Origin of the sequence: Maridesulfovibrio ferrireducens (genome assembly GCF_900101105.1) — a bacterium.
In the GTDB taxonomy this organism is placed as follows: domain Bacteria; phylum Desulfobacterota; class Desulfovibrionia; order Desulfovibrionales; family Desulfovibrionaceae; genus Maridesulfovibrio; species Maridesulfovibrio ferrireducens.
Genome location: NZ_FNGA01000002.1, coordinates 416,269 through 435,191, shown reverse-complemented (window position 1 = coordinate 435,191; position 18,923 = coordinate 416,269). Strand labels below are relative to the sequence as shown.

General features: G+C 42.7%; 16 protein-coding genes. 1 reads left to right on the top strand and 15 read right to left on the bottom strand.

Going from position 1 to position 18,923, the window contains the following annotated elements:
- The 14 genes from hemB to BLT41_RS06640 form a co-directional block, all read right to left on the bottom strand.
- A complete protein-coding gene (gene hemB, locus BLT41_RS06705; RefSeq protein ID WP_092159523.1) occupies positions 1-984 on the bottom strand; it encodes a porphobilinogen synthase in 984 nt (327 codons plus the stop codon).
- Positions 985-1,150: 166 nt separating this feature from the next.
- Positions 1,151-2,335 carry a 12,18-didecarboxysiroheme deacetylase gene (ahbC, locus tag BLT41_RS06700; protein WP_092159522.1) on the bottom strand — a complete coding sequence of 395 codons (1,185 nt, stop codon included), beginning with the start codon at positions 2,333-2,335 and terminating at the stop codon, positions 1,151-1,153.
- 333 nt (positions 2,336-2,668) lie between these two features.
- Entirely contained in the window at positions 2,669-3,817 is a 1,149-nt protein-coding gene (locus tag BLT41_RS06695) for an OmpA family protein (RefSeq protein ID WP_092160351.1), read from the bottom strand.
- 160 nt (positions 3,818-3,977) lie between these two features.
- A complete protein-coding gene (locus tag BLT41_RS06690) occupies positions 3,978-4,313 on the bottom strand; it encodes a hypothetical protein (protein WP_092159521.1) in 336 nt (111 codons plus the stop codon).
- Positions 4,314-4,331: 18 nt separating this feature from the next.
- The gene (locus BLT41_RS06685) at positions 4,332-5,348 is read right to left on the bottom strand and encodes a zinc-ribbon domain-containing protein (RefSeq protein ID WP_092159520.1); all 1,017 of its coding nucleotides are present in this window, start codon (positions 5,346-5,348) and stop codon (positions 4,332-4,334) included.
- 91 nt (positions 5,349-5,439) lie between these two features.
- Complete coding sequence (locus tag BLT41_RS06680) at positions 5,440-6,630, bottom strand: glycosyltransferase (protein WP_092159519.1); 1,191 nt, start codon at positions 6,628-6,630, stop codon at positions 5,440-5,442.
- A 1-nt stretch (position 6,631) separates the two neighbouring features.
- Positions 6,632-7,720 carry a glycosyltransferase family 4 protein gene (locus BLT41_RS06675; RefSeq protein WP_092159518.1) on the bottom strand — a complete coding sequence of 363 codons (1,089 nt, stop codon included), beginning with the start codon at positions 7,718-7,720 and terminating at the stop codon, positions 6,632-6,634.
- A gap of 110 nt (positions 7,721-7,830) precedes the next feature.
- Positions 7,831-8,376, bottom strand: coding sequence for a flagellar export chaperone FliS (gene fliS, locus BLT41_RS06670; RefSeq protein WP_092159517.1), 546 nt, complete (start codon positions 8,374-8,376; stop codon positions 7,831-7,833).
- 122 nt (positions 8,377-8,498) lie between these two features.
- Complete coding sequence (gene fliD / locus BLT41_RS06665) at positions 8,499-10,235, bottom strand: flagellar filament capping protein FliD (protein ID WP_092159515.1); 1,737 nt, start codon at positions 10,233-10,235, stop codon at positions 8,499-8,501.
- Positions 10,236-10,432: 197 nt separating this feature from the next.
- Positions 10,433-11,314, bottom strand: coding sequence for a flagellin N-terminal helical domain-containing protein (locus tag BLT41_RS06660; protein ID WP_092159514.1), 882 nt, complete (start codon positions 11,312-11,314; stop codon positions 10,433-10,435).
- Positions 11,315-11,527: 213 nt separating this feature from the next.
- Positions 11,528-12,337 (bottom strand): tRNA (adenosine(37)-N6)-threonylcarbamoyltransferase complex dimerization subunit type 1 TsaB, encoded by an 810-nt coding sequence (gene tsaB, locus BLT41_RS06655; protein WP_092159513.1) that lies wholly within the window; start codon positions 12,335-12,337, stop codon positions 11,528-11,530.
- Entirely contained in the window at positions 12,338-13,402 is a 1,065-nt protein-coding gene (gene rseP / locus BLT41_RS06650; RefSeq protein WP_092159512.1) for an RIP metalloprotease RseP, read from the bottom strand. It abuts the gene before it with no gap.
- 8 nt (positions 13,403-13,410) lie between these two features.
- A complete protein-coding gene (locus tag BLT41_RS06645; protein ID WP_092159511.1) occupies positions 13,411-14,613 on the bottom strand; it encodes a 1-deoxy-D-xylulose-5-phosphate reductoisomerase in 1,203 nt (400 codons plus the stop codon).
- A gap of 48 nt (positions 14,614-14,661) precedes the next feature.
- Positions 14,662-15,465: a phosphatidate cytidylyltransferase gene (locus BLT41_RS06640; RefSeq protein ID WP_092159510.1), complete on the bottom strand. Its 804-nt coding sequence runs from the start codon at positions 15,463-15,465 to the stop codon at positions 14,662-14,664.
- Between the two features lie 498 nt (positions 15,466-15,963).
- On the opposite strand from BLT41_RS06640, the gene BLT41_RS06635 reads away from it, so the two are divergent.
- A complete protein-coding gene (locus BLT41_RS06635; protein WP_092160349.1) occupies positions 15,964-17,700 on the top strand; it encodes an HD family phosphohydrolase in 1,737 nt (578 codons plus the stop codon).
- Positions 17,701-17,709: 9 nt separating this feature from the next.
- On the opposite strand, the gene BLT41_RS06630 is transcribed toward BLT41_RS06635, so the two are convergent.
- Entirely contained in the window at positions 17,710-18,669 is a 960-nt protein-coding gene (locus BLT41_RS06630) for an MJ1477/TM1410 family putative glycoside hydrolase (RefSeq protein ID WP_092159509.1), read from the bottom strand.
- Positions 18,670-18,923: the final 254 nt, after the last annotated feature.

Here is an 18,923-nt window from a genome sequence, read left to right as displayed (position 1 = left end):
TTATTTATTACCCATGTATTTGAGTACGTCTTCTGTGAAGTAGGTCAGGATTAAATCTGCTCCGGCACGTTTAAGCCCGATAAGGGATTCCAATACTACAGCTTTTTCGTCAATCCAGCCGTTTATTCCGGCTGCTTTGATCATCGAATATTCGCCGCTGACTTGATAAGCCGCAACAGGTAGATCAAAAGAGTCGCGGACCATGCGGATGACATCCTGATACGGTCCTGCCGGTTTGACCATGAGAATATCTGCACCTTCGATAACGTCTGCGGATGCTTCGCGAAGTCCTTCGCGTGCGTTTGCAGGGTCCATCTGATAGGTTTTGCGGTCGCCGAATTGAGGAGAGCTTTCTGCCGCTTCTCTGAAAGGACCGTAGTATGCAGACGCGTATTTAACCGCGTAAGACATTATAGGAAGTTCTTCAAATCCAGACTCATCAAGCAACTCGCGAATGGCGGCAACGCGCCCGTCCATCATGTCGGAAGGGGCGACGATGTCCGCTCCTGCTTTTGCATGCGAGAGAGCTGTTCTTGCAAGAAGATCAAGGGTTGGATCATTAAGAATTCTACCGTCCTTGATTAATCCGCAGTGCCCGTGTGATGTGAATTCGCAAAGACAGACATCAGTACAGACAACGAGGTCCGGCCAGATCCCTTTAATCATTTTAACAGCCTGCTGAACAATGCCTTCTTCAGCATAGGCCTGTGAACCTACGGGGTCTTTTTCTGCAGGAATTCCGAAAAGTATCAGGCTTTTAAGTCCGTTTTCAACCGCTTCACGGACTTGCAGTTCAAGCTGTTTAAGGCTCAGTTGAAACTGGCCGGGCATGGAAGAAATAGGTTTTTTAAAGTTTTGATCGTCTGTTTCAACGACAAAATAAGGCATCATTAAATCAGCGGGGGAAAGGGACGTTTCTCTGACTATATCGCGAATTACAGCGGTTCGTCTGAGTCTGCGCCCTCTGTGAAAGTCGAATACCATAGCTTTCTCCGTTATAAACGGTGAAACGTTGCAGAAATCCGGTAAGTGTTGGCCGGAAAAGCTTTATACCGCAAATCCCGGCGGACCTCAAAGAAGGCCGCCGGGATTAATATATCGTCGTCTGGGCGACTACTGAGTGTCTGTTGTGAGCAACAGAATGCAGCAGCTAGTCTTTTTTGATTTCTTCGTCGGTGAGGTAACATGCCGGGTCTTGAGCCCAAATGTCATCGTAAACAGCTTCAGCTCTGGCGCGGAAGTTACCGGCACAGATGTTGAGGTAACGACATTCTGCACATCTACCGCCTACGTAAGGCTTTTTATCTTTAAGTTTGTGGAGCAGTTCAATTTTTGGATCGGTCCAAATTTCGGAGAATGGGCGTTCAAGCACGTTTCCGAAAGTATGGTTACGCCAGAACTGGTCTGCGTGAACCTGTCCGTCCCAAGATATACAGCCGATACCGCGACCGGAGCTGTTTCCTTCATTGTACTGGAGAAGTTTAAGAACTTCTTTAGCTCTTTCAGGATCTTCTTTAAGCATACGCAGGTAAACGTATGGTCCGTCAGCGTGGTTGTCTACAGTCAGGATCTCTTTAGGAGTTCCTGCATCAGCCATGGCTCTTGTTTCGTCCATAATCAGATCGACAACCTGACGTGTTTCTGCGTGAGACAGGTCTTCTTTGATCATTTCAGAACCACGGCCTGAATATACCAGATGGTAGAAACATGCTCTTGGAACTTCGAGTTCTTTAAGAAGTTTAAAAATAGTCGGAACTTCTTTCCAGTTATGTTTGTTGAGTGTGAAGCGCAGACCTACTTTAAGTCCTTCAGCTTTACAGTTTTCAACACCTTGAAGAGCTTTTTTGAAAGATCCTTTTACACCGCGGAACTTATCGTGAGTTTCTTCTCCGCCGTCGAGGGAGATACCTACGTAAGAAAGGCCGACTTCTTTTAGTTCTTTAGCCTTATCTTTGGTGATGAGAGTTCCGTTAGTAGAAATAACAGCTCTCATGCCCTTGCCTACTGTGTAATGAGCAAGTTCAACCAAGTCTTTGCGGACAAGTGGTTCGCCGCCGGAGAAAAGCATAACTGGAGCACCGAATTGTGCAAGGTCGTCAATTATGGTTTTTGCCTGAGAGGTTGAAATCTCATCTTTACCCTCAGGATCAACTGCCTGAGCGTAACAATGAACACATTTAAGGTTGCATCTTCTGGTCATGTTCCAGACGACAACAGGTTTTTTATCTTCGGAAAACTGGAGAAGATGAGAAGGGAGTTTTGCTGAATCACGTCCGTAGCGCAGGACATCAGAAGGTTCAACAGCGCCACAGTAAAGTTTTGAAATACCAATCATTTAAAAAGTCCTCACTAGCCGGGGAAATAGTTTCCGTGCCAGGTTATTGGGTTAGAACGATTTTTTTCAGGGACGGAGGCCTATTCATTAAATCTCGATTCCGTCGACTCGTGAAATTATCGATTATTCATACTGAATGAGTGGTTTGGATTACCACAAATGACGACAGGGGAAAAGTCGAAATTAAGTGTATTGTTTAATATATGTAATTATTTGAAATTAAAGTAATATTTGTCTGATATGATATGTTTTGAGAAGGTGGGCCCCAAAAAAAACATCCTCCTTAGGTTCTAAACTTAAGGAGGATGAGTGATACTTGTAATTATTTTAAAGCTAAGGTGTAATTGAGACTTGTACTCTGCGGTTCAAAAGTTTGTTATATTTAGTGCTGTTGGGGACCAGAGGTCTCGATTCTCCAAATCCCGTGGTTGCGATGCGGGTTGCGGAGATAGGGAAGTTGTCAGCAAGATATTTCTTAACGGCGTCGGCTCTTTTTTTGCTCAAGTCCAAATTATATTCTGCGGACGCGTCGGAATCTGTGTGTCCGGCAATAATGACGCTTTTATCTTTTAGCTTATCACTGATCAGAGCTTTTCCTAGTTCGTTTAAAAGAGGATAGGATTCCGGTTTAATTGTCGCAGAATCTACATCAAACTGAACAGCCAGATTAATCGATTTGGCTTTTGGCGGAGAAACTGGCGCACGGGTCTGTGCAGGAGCTATCTCGTTTTTGGGTTCTTGCGGAGCGACTTGTTTGTTTGTTGAAGAAGGTGCGTTCTGCTCAGGATTGTATGACTGTATTTGAGGTTTATCCGCTTCAGCCATAGCTGCAGAAAGTCCGGCTATAATACCTTTGTTGGTGTTTTCATAACGTGCCCATGAAGTCAGGGGAACAGCCATGTCAGTGGCAATAGTTTGAACTATTTCGAAAAAGGCTGAATCAGGCATGCGGTGTTCACGTTTAACAAGGATAAAATCATCATCCATGCGTTTTGGTACGCGCCCGGATTGTTCGAAAGAGCAAACCATATGTCCGCGCTTTGTCTCATAAATTTTAACTTGAAGAGTTACCGCTGAGTCGTCCATTGTATGCCCTAGGTAGAGATACGGAACAAAGCCGACTACGAGTAAATCGAATCCTCTTGCACGCGCTGTAAACATGGCATCATCCAGTCCGCGATATACAAGTCTTTCATCAAAAACCATTGAAGGAAATATTTGGAGGCTGGTCCAGTTTTGCCAGACATTTTTACCGATGAGTTTGCCCCAGTCTTTTCCGTCGTTCATAGTCTGAGTCACATGATACGGATAGAATAGAGCTGAAAGTGGCCCGTAATGCGGTTTTTCCGGTCTGGAATAAACCATAAGCTGAGATAACTGCACTTTCGCATCTTCGTAATAGACGGATTGAGCTGTCAGCTGAGGTTCAAATTTTGTGCATGCAGATAACAGCAAAACTAATATTATCAGATACTTTTTCATTATATATATCTTAGGTGAAAGGTTTCGCTTCATTGCGTCCGAAAAATGACTATACTCCGTATGTCTGAAGTAAAGCAATATTCATGCCGCATGATCGTCGTTTTCTGAAAAGAGGATAATAAAAAATGAGCGACCCTTTTGGGAAAGGATCGCTCATTTTTTATTGAATTAGTTTTGTCGGGGAAGGAGCCGTCTGCATTGATTCCAGAATTTGTTCTCTGGATTGAATCAGGCTTTCACGCAGTTCAAGTTTTCTTTGTGTGGATAGTTTTTTAAATTCAGGCTGCATTGTCAGCTTGGTAAGCTGTTCCATTTCATCCTTTATTCTTTCCACCCGTTGCAGAACATTACCTTCCGGCTGACATACTTGTGAGCAGGCATCGGCAAGTTCGGATATTTCTTTTGCCATGCTCTGGAAGCTTTTAGGATTAATATCTTTTGCTAATTGTATTCGTTTTTTAGCTTGATAAATAAGTTCGTTAATCCATCCAAACATATGTATGCCCTCGAACTGTTATATTGTCGGTTGGCTAAAGTGTGAGAAAAAACCAAGTATGACTAACATTAACATTACAGGCATGATCATTGAAAGAACAACCCGTAAATATGATGTGTTGTGTATGTTTTTATATGCAATAATAGAAATAGCCATACATGCAACAGCTCCGACCATATCACCGATAACGGGTATTATGCAAAGGACTATGGGGGCATATGAGTATGCTGTTGCTCTGAAAGTTGCTTGATATCCACGATCGCCAGCTCCAAAGATCATAAGCATTACGTGAGTTATCCCGATAAGAGGAAAACTCATACCGGCTAATAACAGTGGATATATAAATAATGACATCAAGCCTGAAAGACTGCCTTCGGCGAGGGAGCTTGCGATCATTGAATCATTCATAATCTGACCGACGTCGGAACCAATGGTTGTATCAACTCCGGCTGTGGCCCATATGAAATTACAAATTTCTTGAAATTCTGCTAAAAGGATGAAGAAAATAAGAGGCTTGATGAATCCAGTAAGAGGCATGTCTTTAAAAAAAGTATTAGGAGAAAGAAAAACTTTTTTTATTGTAAGAAATAGAGCCGGGAAAAATCCGTATTTTTCCATGAATTCAAAAGGGACTTCGTTGTCCGCAGGCTCCTCGTATTTATCTTTAACTTCTTCACTGGTGGAGCTTTCATCGGGAGACATGGAATTAAGGCTTTTCCATATGTCGGAATCCGTTTCTGTTTTAGTTTCTTCCTGAATGTATTCCTGTTTATGCTCAATTTCCTGATCCGAATCATCATCTTTCTGTTGATACATGTGTGCGGACTCGGCTGGAGCCTGCTGTGGAGGAAAATTATTTTCCTCGTGTGCTTCCGGTTGCTGTATCTCTTCAGAATCGATATCCGGATTCTCATCCAAAGATCTGAATTTGAATTTTATTTGGCATCTGGGGCAGGTTGCAAGCTGTGCGTTTGCTGGTATTTTATCATCCGGAATTTCACTGGTGAAATTACACTCGGGGCAAATAACTTTCATATTAATTCCTTAAGGCTGATTGTCTGAATAGTTTGGTCAGACCTAATAAATTTTATATTGTAAGGCAATGGTAATTGTTCACGAACATCATCTATATAATTATTGAGGGAAGAATTATAGGCAGTAGTGGAACATTTTTTTGCGGTTTAAGTAAGTCTGAAGCTAGCTTTGGAAATTCAGAACCTAGTTTGTGGTTGAATTTCCCGGCTGTCGCGTTATTGAAATTAGCTAGTTTCGACTCAATTTCATCTCGATTTTTAATCAGATGGGTAAGGTGCCTGATAGGCGACCCCGCAATTATTCCTGTTTGTCCTTCCAGTCCGACAATCTGTTCATGAACTTTGTTGATAAATTTAATTTTAGAAGATTTGCGAAAGAATCGAAGTTGCAAATCCGGCCAAAGTCCGTATCCCATCCGACAGTAATCTTTGTCGGGGTAAAAGGTTAAGCGCGGAAAATACCATCCCTCACACTGCTTATATGAGGCAACTTTTTTTAGTAATTCCCAGTCTTCATTTAAAAAACGTTCGTCTGCATCCAGATAAATAATCCAGTCACCGCGGCAGTGGCTTAGCATTACATTTCGCTGCGAAGCAAAATCATTATTCAGCGGGTTGCAGATATTTACGATTTTTATGTCCGAGTCGCAAGAGATTCCGGGAATATCTGAATAATTTGTACAGTCCCAGATAAGAACAAGCTCGTAAAGCCATGCGGGAAATGAAGAAATAAATGAATTAAGGTCTGGCTCGTCGGGGCTGACTATTGCTGCCGCAGAAATTTTTACGTCTGTATCGAAATGTTCAGGAGTCTGAATGTGATTACATCCTGAAAAAAGTTTTTGTAAAGATTGGTGCTTTTTTTTGCTTTCGTCCTGAATGCAGGGATTAAGAATCAGGTGACTTTTTCCTGCTGTGAATCCGTACTGAATCAGAAGCATAAAAATTGCCCATATTGATGAATCAACAAGCAGGTGGGTGTTGGAGTTGTTTGCATCCGGAGCAAAATTGCTCTCTCTGAGTTTTTGGATGTTTTCAGGGTAAAGTTCGCAAATGATTAATTGCATCCATTCAGGTTTATATTTTGCGAGATCCTCAGCAAGGTCACCATCTCCAGTTCCGAAAAGAATAATTGATGATGAACCGGACTTTGCAGCAAATTGGAGGTGTTTCTGGACAATTGCTTCTGTTTTGCAACTTTTTACAACAGCATTGTCCTGCTTTTGTCCTTCAAGTTTAAAGGAAAGGATTTGTTCTGAATATAGATCAAACGGATGTTTCATATTATTTTTGAAAGCCTTTAGATTCTAGCAATTCAATATAAATATTTCCGAGTTTTGTTGCAACGTCCTGCGCTCTGAACAGTTTAGATGCTTTGTTTCTTCCGTTTTCTCCCATTTCTCGAGCTTTATCTGGATGGGTGAGAAGAAATTTGACTGCTTCTGCGTATTCTTGAGCGTTATTGGCTATCAACCCCGTTTCACCGTGATCGACAAGCTCCAACTGGGCATTGTCACGTAATTCTTTGCATGGATGAGTGATTACAGGGAGGCCCGCCGCCATTGCTTCCGCGATAACTAGACCGAAAGATTCTCCGGTATCATTTGCATGGGCTAGAAATGAGATAGAGTTAAAGAAGTCCGAAAGTTCTTTGTCCGTTAAAATCGGTGCTAAGAAATTAACATACTTGTTGAAGTTGTTTTCTTTTACGAAATTTTCAGCTTCGGGAATTCCGCCGATAATATTGTAATTGAAAGGAGCGAGTTCTTTCTTTTCCACCATTTTATGTAAATTGGGTAATATTCCAAGTGCAAGAGTGGACCATTTGCCGGGATCAGCACGAGAAATACGCCCGAATGTGTGCGGCGGGAAGTTACGTTCAGCGGGGCAGTGAGTGGCGAAGAAATCTGTATCAACCGGATTATAAAGTACGGAGTATTTGGGAGGTAACGCTGGAATGGAATTTATTTTTTCAAACCGTTCCGCGCAAAAGTGAGATACGAACAGGTGTCGGTCAATTATCTTTCCGTCCGGGCTGGGATCGTGATGACCGAATACGTTGGTTTCAACAATAACGGGTATGCGGGCAAGCTTAAAAGGGCGTAAATATCCCGGTTCGGCCCATCCGGCGCGGTGCAGATGAACCACATCCGGTCGAAATTTTTCAAGAAGGGGCAGAATATCGAGTCCTATGAATGTTTCTATACCGGAATCTCGCAACAGTTTTGCGCGCGCTCCGTTGGTCGGGGAAAAAACTGCCGTATAAAATTTCCCTTTATCAAGGTTGGTGACAAATGATTGCATCACCTTTTCTGTGCCTCCAAGTCCGAGCGAAGAGGCTACGTGCAGTACTTTAATTTTTTCTTCTGCCATGATTAATATTAAGTGACAGATAAGAGATTGGAAGTAAAGAAATCAGCATTAAAAAAGCCCCTGAAAACAGAGGCTTTGAGAGTTTATTTGTTGATAGTCGTCTTAATTGCTTATCGGCTGGTACCGTAGGCATTGGCTGCCTTTTTAAGGCGCATGGAATTCGGGGCAGGCATGTTTTTGGACGCTGTGGGAAGTCCGTATCCTGGATCATTAACGAAGCTGGCATTGATGTTTGTTGATCCGCTTGAAGACGTGGAATATGTCTGTAAGGGGACAGCATTCTGTGCTTCCATTGTCGGAATGATCTCTCTGTAGGCAGAGGCAATTCCGTCAATTATTCTGACAACTTCATCTATTTTTTCATTGTCCATCTTTAAATTTGCCTGCAACAGTCTTGTGTTGCAATAAATATAAAGCTGGCTCAGATTTTCAGCGAGTTCTCCGCCTTTTTCCTTGTTAAGACTTGCGGTCAGCTCTGAAATAACTTCAATAGCTTTTGAAATAAGAATACCTTTGGCAGCGTAATCCTTTTCGTTAATCTTAACTTTTGCCTGCTTCAAGAATTTAATGGCGGCATCGTAAAGCATCAGGAGAAGTTCTCCCTTGGAAGTGGTATGTACCTGTGTGGAAAGATATGCTTGTGCGGCTTTATGCATTTATTGCTCCTCCTGCCATATTAATCGGTATGTTTTTTAAAAAACATTAGAGGTTAATTGTATTATTCTGTTAATACTGTTGTTTATTTGTTTATTAAGAAAATATTTTAAGATTTAAGTTCTTAGCTGCCGGTACCTAACTGTTTGATACTTGAGGTTAATTGAGCCTGCATACCTTGATATTTACCGAGCAACGCATCAAGTCTGGCATATTTGTTAGTCAAGTTCTTTTCGTAAAGTTCAATTCTGTTTTCTTCATATTCGATTTTTTTATCGATGCTGCTAATGATGCTTTTGTAGTTCTTCTCAAGAATGCTAAGTGGGCCTTCTTCGCCGGTGATGTCAGTAATGGCTCCGGACATTTCTCCGGCCTTACCCAGCTTGATATGAACTAGAATCGCGTCATCCGCTTTGCTGCTCGCATTTCCGTAGGTTCCGTCATTATGGTTTTCAACCCGAATAGCTAAACCTGCTTCCGGGTGACCACCGTCACCGGTAATTTGCCATGTTGCGGGATCTACCAACGCTGTGTTTCCGTTGATAGTTGCGGAAATCAGCTGACCCCCGGATATCTCATATTGAACATTATAGTCGCCTGGATCTGTCACACCAGTAATGTGTGAAAGATATTCAACATTTGGAGAATCGCTCTCCCCTTTGTTGTTGGCTGCAAAAAGTTCTGCAACAGCATAAGGATCGTCCAGTAAGGCTGCATTCAACTTCTCGCTGTCAATCTCAAGAAGCCCCATTTTATCGCCGCCGGATTCTGCGTTAGTCATGATTCCAAGCTGCGAGAGAGCTGAATATTTATCCCCTGTGAAGTCTCCGCTGGGCAATTGTTCATACCACGAAAAGCCGACACCTTTGCTGGAAATAATATCCTTTAATCTCTGACCGATTAATAGTTCAACACCGTAGTTACCGGTAAGGAGCGACCCTTGAGCTTTTTCAGAGCTGGTATCAACCTTTGTCAGGTCTTTTATGAGGGTTCTTACAGTATTTACTTGATCAACAAATTTTTGGACATTTTCAACCATACCGGCTGCGTCGGTGGTGATACCAACATTAATAGTAGCACCAGGATCTGTAGTCTTTTTAAGGTTGATGGTTACTCCGTCTATGACATCATTGATGGAGTTGGTATCCCGTTCAATCCAGTCGCCACCCCCCGGAGGGAATCCGTCTACTTTGATTTTTGAATTTTGAGCTTCCTGAGTTTGTCCGAAATCTCCGGCATTGAAAATCATTCCGGTCGTATTGGAAATTATGACCTGATTGTCGGCTCCAAGATCGAGACCGTAAATTTGTAGATGGGTGGATGTTCCATCATTAATAGTCGTGGCTCTGATTTTGCTACGCGAGTCCGCATGGGCGTTTATCATATTGACAAACCCTTCCATGGTGGTCCCTGCGGCAATGTTGCTGAGGGTTACGGATTCACCTTGATACGAAAAAGTAAACGAGCCGGTCGAAGTAAATATTGGATCTTTAATGGAGCTGGCGCCTGAGGCTGTAACATGGATATCATTTTGTGCCAGCTGATTGATTTCAATTGCGTGAGTTGTAACTAATGCTGCACTTGTTGCCGTGGCTGTGAGTGTATCCGGGTCGGAGGTTGAAACAGCTCTGGTCATGAACTCGTCAAGAGTGTCCATGGACTTAAGTGTAGTCTGTAAAGATAGCAGTGAAGTATTAAGTTCTTGAAACTTATCAATTTTCCCGCTCCAAGAACCTCTCCAGTTCTCAAGACGGTTAATATGCATGCGCTCGACCTTCACCATACCTTCGATCATGGCTTTGAAGTCCGTGCCACTACCGAGTCCGGCGAAGTTGATATTTCCAGAAATTGAGTCAGCCATTTTTATCTCCGGGAATAATTTTCCCTAGGTTCTTTACGTATCTTATGGCTTGCAAAGGTAGTGCCAAGTTATCCTGTGTTCTTTTTGGCAGAAATTTTAAATTTTGGAGAAAAAGCCGGGCCGAAATTCACGACCCGGCTTTTATCATTAATCTGACTTTTGTCAGAATGGAGTATGTCAGATTAAGCGGTTTTTAATTAACCGATCAACTGCATAGCCATTCTTGGCATGTTGTTCGCCTGCGAGAGCATTGCTACAGCAGCCTGAGTCATAATCTGGTTCTTGGTGAACTCGGTCATTTCTGTTGCTACATCAACGTCAGAGATGCGGGATTCCGCAGCCTGAACATTTTCAGCCTGAATGGACAGATTGGTAATTGTGTTTTCCAATCTGTTCTGGGTAGAACCGAGGTTAGCGCGAATCTTATCCTTGGAGATGATCGCGTTATTCAACTTATCCAGAGATGCCTGAGCAAGAGCCTGAGTGGAGATTGAATTGCTTGCCGCAAGTCCAACACCAAGAGCTGATGCAGTAGCTGTGTTAATGGAAACATAGTAGTAGTCTTCTGCGGAGTCGTTGCCGGATCCGAAGTGAACCTTAACCGGACCAGTAGAAGTCAGACCGCCACCGCTGTGCGCAGAATTTGCTCCAGACAAGTTACCATTAAGCAGGTGAATTCCGTTAAAGTCAGTTGCGTTAGCAATACGAGTGATTTCTGATGCCATTGCCTGATACTCGGAGTCGATGATCAAACGCTGGTCAGAGTTGTAGGTACCGGTTGAGGCCTGTGTTGCAAGTTCCTTCATCCTGATGAGCTTTTCATCGATAACTGACAGCGCGCCGTCAGCAGTCTGGATCATGGAAATTGCATCGTTAGCGTTACGAATACCCTGATTAAGTGACTTAACATCAGCACGCATGATTTCGCGAATTGCGAGACCAGCAGCATCGTCAGCCGCGGTTCCGACACGAAGACCTGAAGACAGGCGACGAGTTGAAACAGCTAAGTTGTTATACGAGTCCGAGAGGTTACGGGTCGCATTCATTGCCATTAAGTTGTGGTTAATTACTAAAGCCATGTTTTCCTCCTTGAAGTGATATTGGCGTCCTTGCCAAAAACATTGCTCTGGAACTCAGGTTCACAAAGCTATCTGGTCCTTCCGTGCTAATCTGATCGTCTACTCTTTAGATTTCTTTAGAGGAACAGCGGTTTTTTGTTTGTTAAATAAAAAAGAGGATCTCCAGTAGATACTGGAAATCCTCTTCGTAAAATACAGGTTGGTTGTGATATTTTAAACTGGAGAAATGTCTTTTAGCAGCTTGCGGGCAACCTCTAAAGGAATGCCGAGTTTTTTTGTGATAGCTTCAAGGTTGTCTTCTGCGTCAGATCCTCTGAGATACATCGGAAAAGGCATTTCTGTTCCGAATTCAGCCGCGTCCGCCGCGGAAAGAATATCTTGAAGTGCCGGTCTGTTGAACCGTTTAGGAAGAGTCTTAAGTTGCGGATTAGCGGCTAAAAACTCGTCAAAAAAAGCTTTGTTTTTTAGCAGCCCGCTTCCCATAATGACAGCTCTTTCCTGTTTGTAAGATTCGATGATTTGAACTGCTTCCGTGACCGGAACCGGAAGAACCGGCGTCAGTGGCTCGGGGTTTTTATTCCCTTCAATCATTGGTTCAAATCCTTGAATGTACACTTGCATTCTGCGCGAATGGGTCACAACCCAAAGTGGATGCCCGGTAAATTTAGCCGGGCCTGCGGCAAGCAGCGGGAGATATTCCAGCCCGGTAATGAGGGCCTTGTTCCCGGAAATAATACCCGCGGCAGCAGAAAAAGTCAGCCGTAGACCTGTGAAACTTCCGGGGCCGGCAACGCAGGCCAGATGTGTTATTTCTTTTGCTGAAAAGCCGAAAAGGTCCAGTGCGTTTTTAATGGCCGGAACCATAAAAAACGCAGATCTTCCCGGGACTACCAAAGTTCGAGCGTCGAGGAGTGAGAATGGTTCCTCAGGCTCCTCGCGTTTAGCAAGAATTATCTGTAGAGCTTCTTCTGTTCCGTCGAGGGCCAGCAGAAGCTCTATTTTATTATCTGAAAGTAGATTCATTTATTTGAACGTTCGGACTAAATCGTTAAAGATAGCAAAGGCCATCAGGGAAAAGAGCAAAAGCAGGCCTATACGGGTTGCCGCGTTTTGAAGTTTTTCATTGAGCGGTCTACGTAGAATTGTTTCAAGTCCGAAGAACAGCAAATGTCCACCGTCGAGTACAGGAATAGGCAGCAGGTTCAGCAGTCCTAAGTTTATGCTGATGAAAGCCGTAAACTGGAGTAACTCAAGCAATCCGCGTTCAGATTGCTGTTTGATAGCCTGCGCTATCATGATTGGTCCGCCTATTGAATCCATCGGCACAACTCTTTCGACCATTTTAACAATACTTGTGCAGATCAGTTTTGTTACAGTCCAAGTTTGTACGGCCGCGGCTTTTGCTCCTGATACCCCGTTAAGCGCAACAGTTTTGGTTTTGCCGGAAGCAACAATACCCACAACCGGGACACGGATTGTTTCTCCGAAAAGATTTTTTAATTCCTGAACTTGCGGTGTAACAACAATATCTTTTTGCACACCGTCTCTGGATATAACTAAATCAAGAGATTCGGTTTTACTGTTTTGAATGGTTTCTGCCAGATCACTCCAGAACACAATCTTTTTTCCGTTTATAGAAAGAACATTGTCTCCAGCCTGAATTCCGGCTTGAAGTGCAGGACCGTCAGGTTGCAGTGAGCCTACTTCGGGAGTCATACCCATCTGACCATGTGTCAGGATAATTCCCCAGAAGATGATCCATGCCAGAATAAAGTTGAAAATAGGTCCAGCAGCAACAACAAGCATTCTGTGCCACGGAGGACGATTCATGAATAATTGTTTGGAGTTGAAACCGGAATCATTGTCCATATCACGTTCTTCACCGGCAAGGCTTACATAGCCGCCGAGGGGGATTAATGACAATCTGTAGTCGGTATTTCCCAGTGAAAATCCCGCAATCCTTGGGCCGAAACCCAGAGAAAAGGTTTTAACTCCTATTCCGAGTAAGCGGGCGACAACGAAATGACCTAACTCATGAAAGAAAATTAAGCCGCCGAGAACCAGTAGGAAATCAAATATCCATGTCATATTTTGCCTTAAGCGATAGAGTTCATAACATCGCGTCTGGTTTTGACATCAAGTTCCAGAACCGCTCCTGCTTCACTTACGTCGCAGGATATATGTCGTTCCAGAGCTGAGTCTATTATTGAAGGGATGTCCGTGAATCCTATTTTTTCGTGCAGAAAGAGATCAACAGCTACTTCATTAGCAGCATTCAAAACGATAGGGTGGCTTTGTCCTGCAGAAAAAGCCTCAGCCGCCAGTTTCAGGCAGGGGAAAACTTCAAGATCCGGTTTTTCGAAAGTTAAAGTTCCTATTTCTGCAAGATTCAGAGGTTTTAAGTCCAGTGGAACTATCTTGGGGAAGCAGATGCTGTATGCAATTGGAATCTGCATATTAGGAAGTCCTAAATGGCCTAACTGTGAACCGTCAACATACTCTACAAGCGAATGGATAATACTTTGCGGGTGAACAACAACATCAATCTGTTCCGGCGGCAGGCCGTATAAATGACAAGCTTCAATAACCTCGAGCCCCTTATTCATAAGGGTTGCGGAGTCAATGCTGATTTTTGCGCCCATGTCCCAGTTGGGGTGGTTCAGAGCCTGTTCACGGGTGACAGTTTTCAGAAATTCTTTACTCTTGCCGCGGAAAGGTCCGCCGGAAGCTGTGAGAATCAGTCTGCTTACATCCGCGCCGTTATGGCCTGCAAGGCCTTGAAATAGGGCATTGTGTTCAGAATCTACGGGTAGAATTGTTGCGCCTGTTGCATGGCAGGTAGCGCGGATAATGTGTCCACCCAGAACCAGAGATTCCTTGTTGGCGAGGGCAATCATTTTGCCTTTTTTAGCCGCTGCAAGAGTCGGCTCAAATCCGGCGGCGCCGACGATTGAAGAGAGAACAAGTGAGACTTCATCAAGAGATGCCAAGGTAACGTAAGCCGAAGGCCCTGTCAGAATTTCAGGTTTGTAATCAGCGGGAAGCAGTGCTTTGAGTTCTTTGGCTATCTCATCCGTAAGAACAGCGAGATAAGCAGGGCGGTGCTTGATAGCCTGTTTTGCCAGTAAAGAAGCATTTCTTCCGCCGGCAAGTGCTGTGATTTTAAAAAGATCTGGATGCTGTTCAATTACTTTTAGAGTGCTTGTTCCGATTGAGCCTGTGCAACCCAGAATAGAAATAGTTCTCGGGAACGCTGGAAGTTGCGCAGTTGCAGGCCATGGAGATATGTAAGTTTTCAAAATCTTAATTCCGTCGTGTTTTGTGAGCTGAAAGTTTTTAGGCTCTGTTTAGAAAAAGGCGTGTAACTGTCTTGCCAGAATATACACGGGGAGCGCAAGGACAAGACTGTCGATTCGGTCTAAAACTCCGCCGTGTCCCGGAAGAATTTTTCCTGAATCTTTAACGTCGAGCTTCCGCTTGAGTGCGGATTCAAAGAAGTCTCCCATTTGAGAAGCTATGTTTAAAGACGCAGCAAGGATAACCCATGAAAGGATTGATGCGTTGCCTAAATATCTTCCGTATACAGTGCAACAGATAATACAGGCAATAAAGCCTCCGATTGATCCTGCCCATGATTTTTTAGGACTGATACGCGGCCATATTTTTTTCTTGCCGAAATAAGTTCCGGCGTAAAAAGCCGCGGTGTCAGAGGCAGAGGATGAAAGGAGAACAAAAAGTATTTCCCAGCTGTTCATGGAAGTTAAAAACTGAAGAGTTAAAGGGATGTATATTAGCCCGGAAAAAAGAATCAGGGAGTCGCTGTATGAGGCTCTGCCCGGTGTGGCGCTGTACGAGAAAAGAAATTTTAAATTAAATATCCAGAAAAGGCCGATTAATAAAATTATTACCCATGTGGGGGAAGCTAAAGCCGCAGTCAAAATTATTGCGGCTCCTGAAATCATGCCGATTATTTTTGAAAAAGTGCGGGAGTTTTCCTTCCAGAACATGGAATAAAATTCGTGGAGCGCCACAACTGAGAAAACAGTCACTGCTCCCATGAGGACGTATCCTCCTAAGTATAATGCGAGAAAAAGTGCAAAGACAAGAAGTACTGAGGTTATAATCCGCTGCTGCAAGGTGCTTAAGGTCATGAAATCCTCTGTTAAAATTTCCAATGAATTCGTGCTGGAAAGATTATTTTTGTATTGTTTTTTGGGATATTATTTGCATTTAAGCGGTTTTTTTTATGTATCAAAAATTAAAAATTAATCAGTTTTTTGGTGTTCAAGTTCGATTAACATTCATAAAAAACTGCATAATTATAATTCATTAATAGGTATCGGGCAACCCGTAGAACCTCCTTTTTAAAGATTAGTTAGAGCATAATGAAAATAAAAATTTTAATAGCAGCTAAATCTGATAGAATCAGGTGTGTTTATATTGATTAACGTAAGTAGATTGCATCTATATGAATAAGTTTAATAAAAGTTTACCAGCTATCTATACTAAGTTATATGATCGCGTAAATATTTATGATATTTTAATCATATAATAAAAAGAGTTGAGTAGCTGGTTTCTATGCAGTATGTTTACGTATTAGCTGATGACTTTATGTTGCTGCACAGGGGTATACCAGCGTGGGGGATGTTTTGAAAAAGAAGATTGCCAAAATAAATGTGACGGGCGCTACAGCCATTGAGAAACTTCTTAATGACATGATAGTAGAGACTCAGTGCGTCACGTGTCAGAAAGCGTTGAAAGATCTTACTAAACCCGTTCTTTCAGCTGTTTCAAGTATGTTCGGGGAGCAGATGGACCTTGTGGACAGGCTTACTGAGATAGGTCTGGCTCTTTCCGGGGAAACAAGGCTTGAGCGTCTTTTAGAAATGATAGTTGATGAAGCCCGTGTTTTGACAAAGGCCGATGCCGGGACTCTTTATATTGTGGATAAAAATAACCGGAAGCTTGAATTTTCCATCCTTCAGAATGACACTATGAATGTGCGCATGGGCGGCAGCAGCGGTAATGAAATAACTTTGCCGCCTGTTCCTCTTTATACCTCCGGCAATACACCTAATAAATCTCACGTTTCCGCTTATTGTGCCCTGACCGGTGAAACTGTCAACATTGCAGATGTTTATGAAGCTGAAGGGTTCGATTTTACCGGGCCGAGAAAGTATGATGCCGCAACCGGATATCGTTCAAAATCGATGCTTGTTCTGGCTCTAAAAAATCACGAACAGGATATAATAGGTGTTTTGCAGCTTCTTAATGCTCTTGATAGTAACGGAAAAGTCGTTGAATTTTCAACAGATGTTGTAGATATCGTTGGTTCTCTTGCTTCACAAGCCGCCATTGCTCTCACAAATGCTCAGCTCATTCAGGGCCTTAAAGATCTTCTTTATTCTGTTATCCAGAGTATTGCCGCGGCTATTGATGCAAAGTCTCCTTATACGAACGGGCATATTGAGCGGGTTGTGGATCTTACCATGATGATTGCTGAAACTGTCAATAATGCAACTGAAGGCAAGTTCGCAGATATGCAGTTTACCATAGATGAACTTGAAGAATTGAAGCTTGCAGCCTGGATGCACGATGTAGGAAAAATTTCTATTCCTGAGCATGTGGTAGATAAGTCTACTAAACTTCAGACTATTTATGACCGTTCAGAGCTCGTAGACAACCGGTTCAGGTTGATTTCGGAACTTGTGAAAAATAGGCAGCTTGAAGAAGTTGTTCAAGTTTTGTCCAACGGGTCCGGGCCCGATAAAATTTCTGCAATTGAAATGAAATATGCTGTTGAACTTGAGCAACTCGAAGATGATAGGAAATTTATTGCTTCCTGCAATATTCCTAATGAGTTCATGACTGATGAACGGATTGCAAGAGTTTGTGAAATTGCGGCGCGTACTTACGAAAGCGGAGGAGAGTCTTTTAACTGGTTGAGTGATGATGAAGTTACCAATCTGTGCATACGTAAAGGGACTCTGACAGATCGTGAGCGCAAGGTTATAGAAAGTCATGCTGCGATTACATTTGAAATGCTTTCAAGGCTTCCTTTCCCTAAGAGGTTGTTGCATGTGCCTGAGTATGCCGCTGGACATCATGAAAAAATTGACGGTTCAGGATATCCGAAAGGACTGGCGGAAAAGGAACTCTCATTGCAATCGAGAATTATGGCGGTAGCCGATATCTTTGAAGCTCTCACAGCTAAAGACAGGCCATATAAAAAACCTATGAAGCTTGCTCAGGCAATCAAAATTCTCGGTTTTATGGAGAAGGACAGGCATATTGATTCTGATGTTTATAAGCTTTTCCTCGATTCGGGGATATATATGGAATACGCAAAAGCTGAGCTGGATCCCTCACAGATTGAAGAAGATTAATTCAGATTGTCAGTTGCCGTTTTCTCCCCTGCGATATCTATCAAAATCAGTCAGTGTGTCGAGAGCTGCGTCCGGCGTTGCCCCGTAGGGAATGATTGGAAAGTTCAGAGCTTTAACCTTTTCCAGATAATCCGGGTATTCTTTTTCTTTGACGTATTCCACATCAAGAATAGTTATTCCTGAATCAGAAAGTTCTTTTGCCAAACTAAGTCTGTAACTTTGATCTTCTTTACTGAAAACATTGGTCAGCAGACTTTCTAGACCGACCATGTTTACTGTTTTGAAATATACATCGCGGTAGACAGGTGAACAGTCGGCAATTATTCCCAGTCCGTTCTGAGGACATATAATAAAATCTTTACCTGATTTTGCGCGGCAGTAGTCAGCAATTCTTTTAATTAGTTTGACCATGTCATCTGCTGCGGATTCTATGTCTACACCCTGTTCATGCCAGAACCAGTATCCATCTATAATGTCTAAATAAACTCCGTCAAATCCTGCTTCTAAGATGCGGTCCAGATATGGACGCAGTCCTGTTTCCCACCAATCCTCGCGCCAATAGCGCACTTTATAGTTTGCAGGCCAGTCCGGGTTTTCCGGTCCGAGAAAATTCGGAGGATTATCCTTCCATTTATTCTGCCAGTAGAATCTGTATTCTTCAGCTTCACCAATGGAAAAATAGCAGAGGACTGTCTTGTCGAATTTGTGAAGAACGGAAATGTCCTTGGCTGTGAATTTTTTGTTGTCGGTTCCATCTGCCGAGTAATCCATCACAATTAAATCATATGGCGATTCTGCCAGCGCAGCAATAGATGGAGCTTGCAGCCAGTAAGCCCAGCTCGTAATATCTTTTTGTGCCTTGTGAATAGTTTGCTTCAAGGGTGCCTTTTGGGGTATTTCAGGTTGCTTTGCTGTGCATGAAGTTATTGTCAGAAGTATAAGTGCAGTAAATAGGTATTTAAATTTCATAATGTTATGTTGATTCCTGCTGTTATTCTACATGGAGCTATATTTATAATTTGATATTGTAGAAAAATGTAGCATTTCATTGTGGAAAATAAAAGTAAGATCCTTGTTGCTTCTTTATAAAAATGAGATGGAGAGGCTTAAAAGATTGAAAATTTCTTTTCATTGTAATCATTAAGGTTTATTAGTTATTACAAAGTTTATATTTCCTTGATTAAATTATAAGTATCACTTTATTGGTATTAGTTAGAATGTTT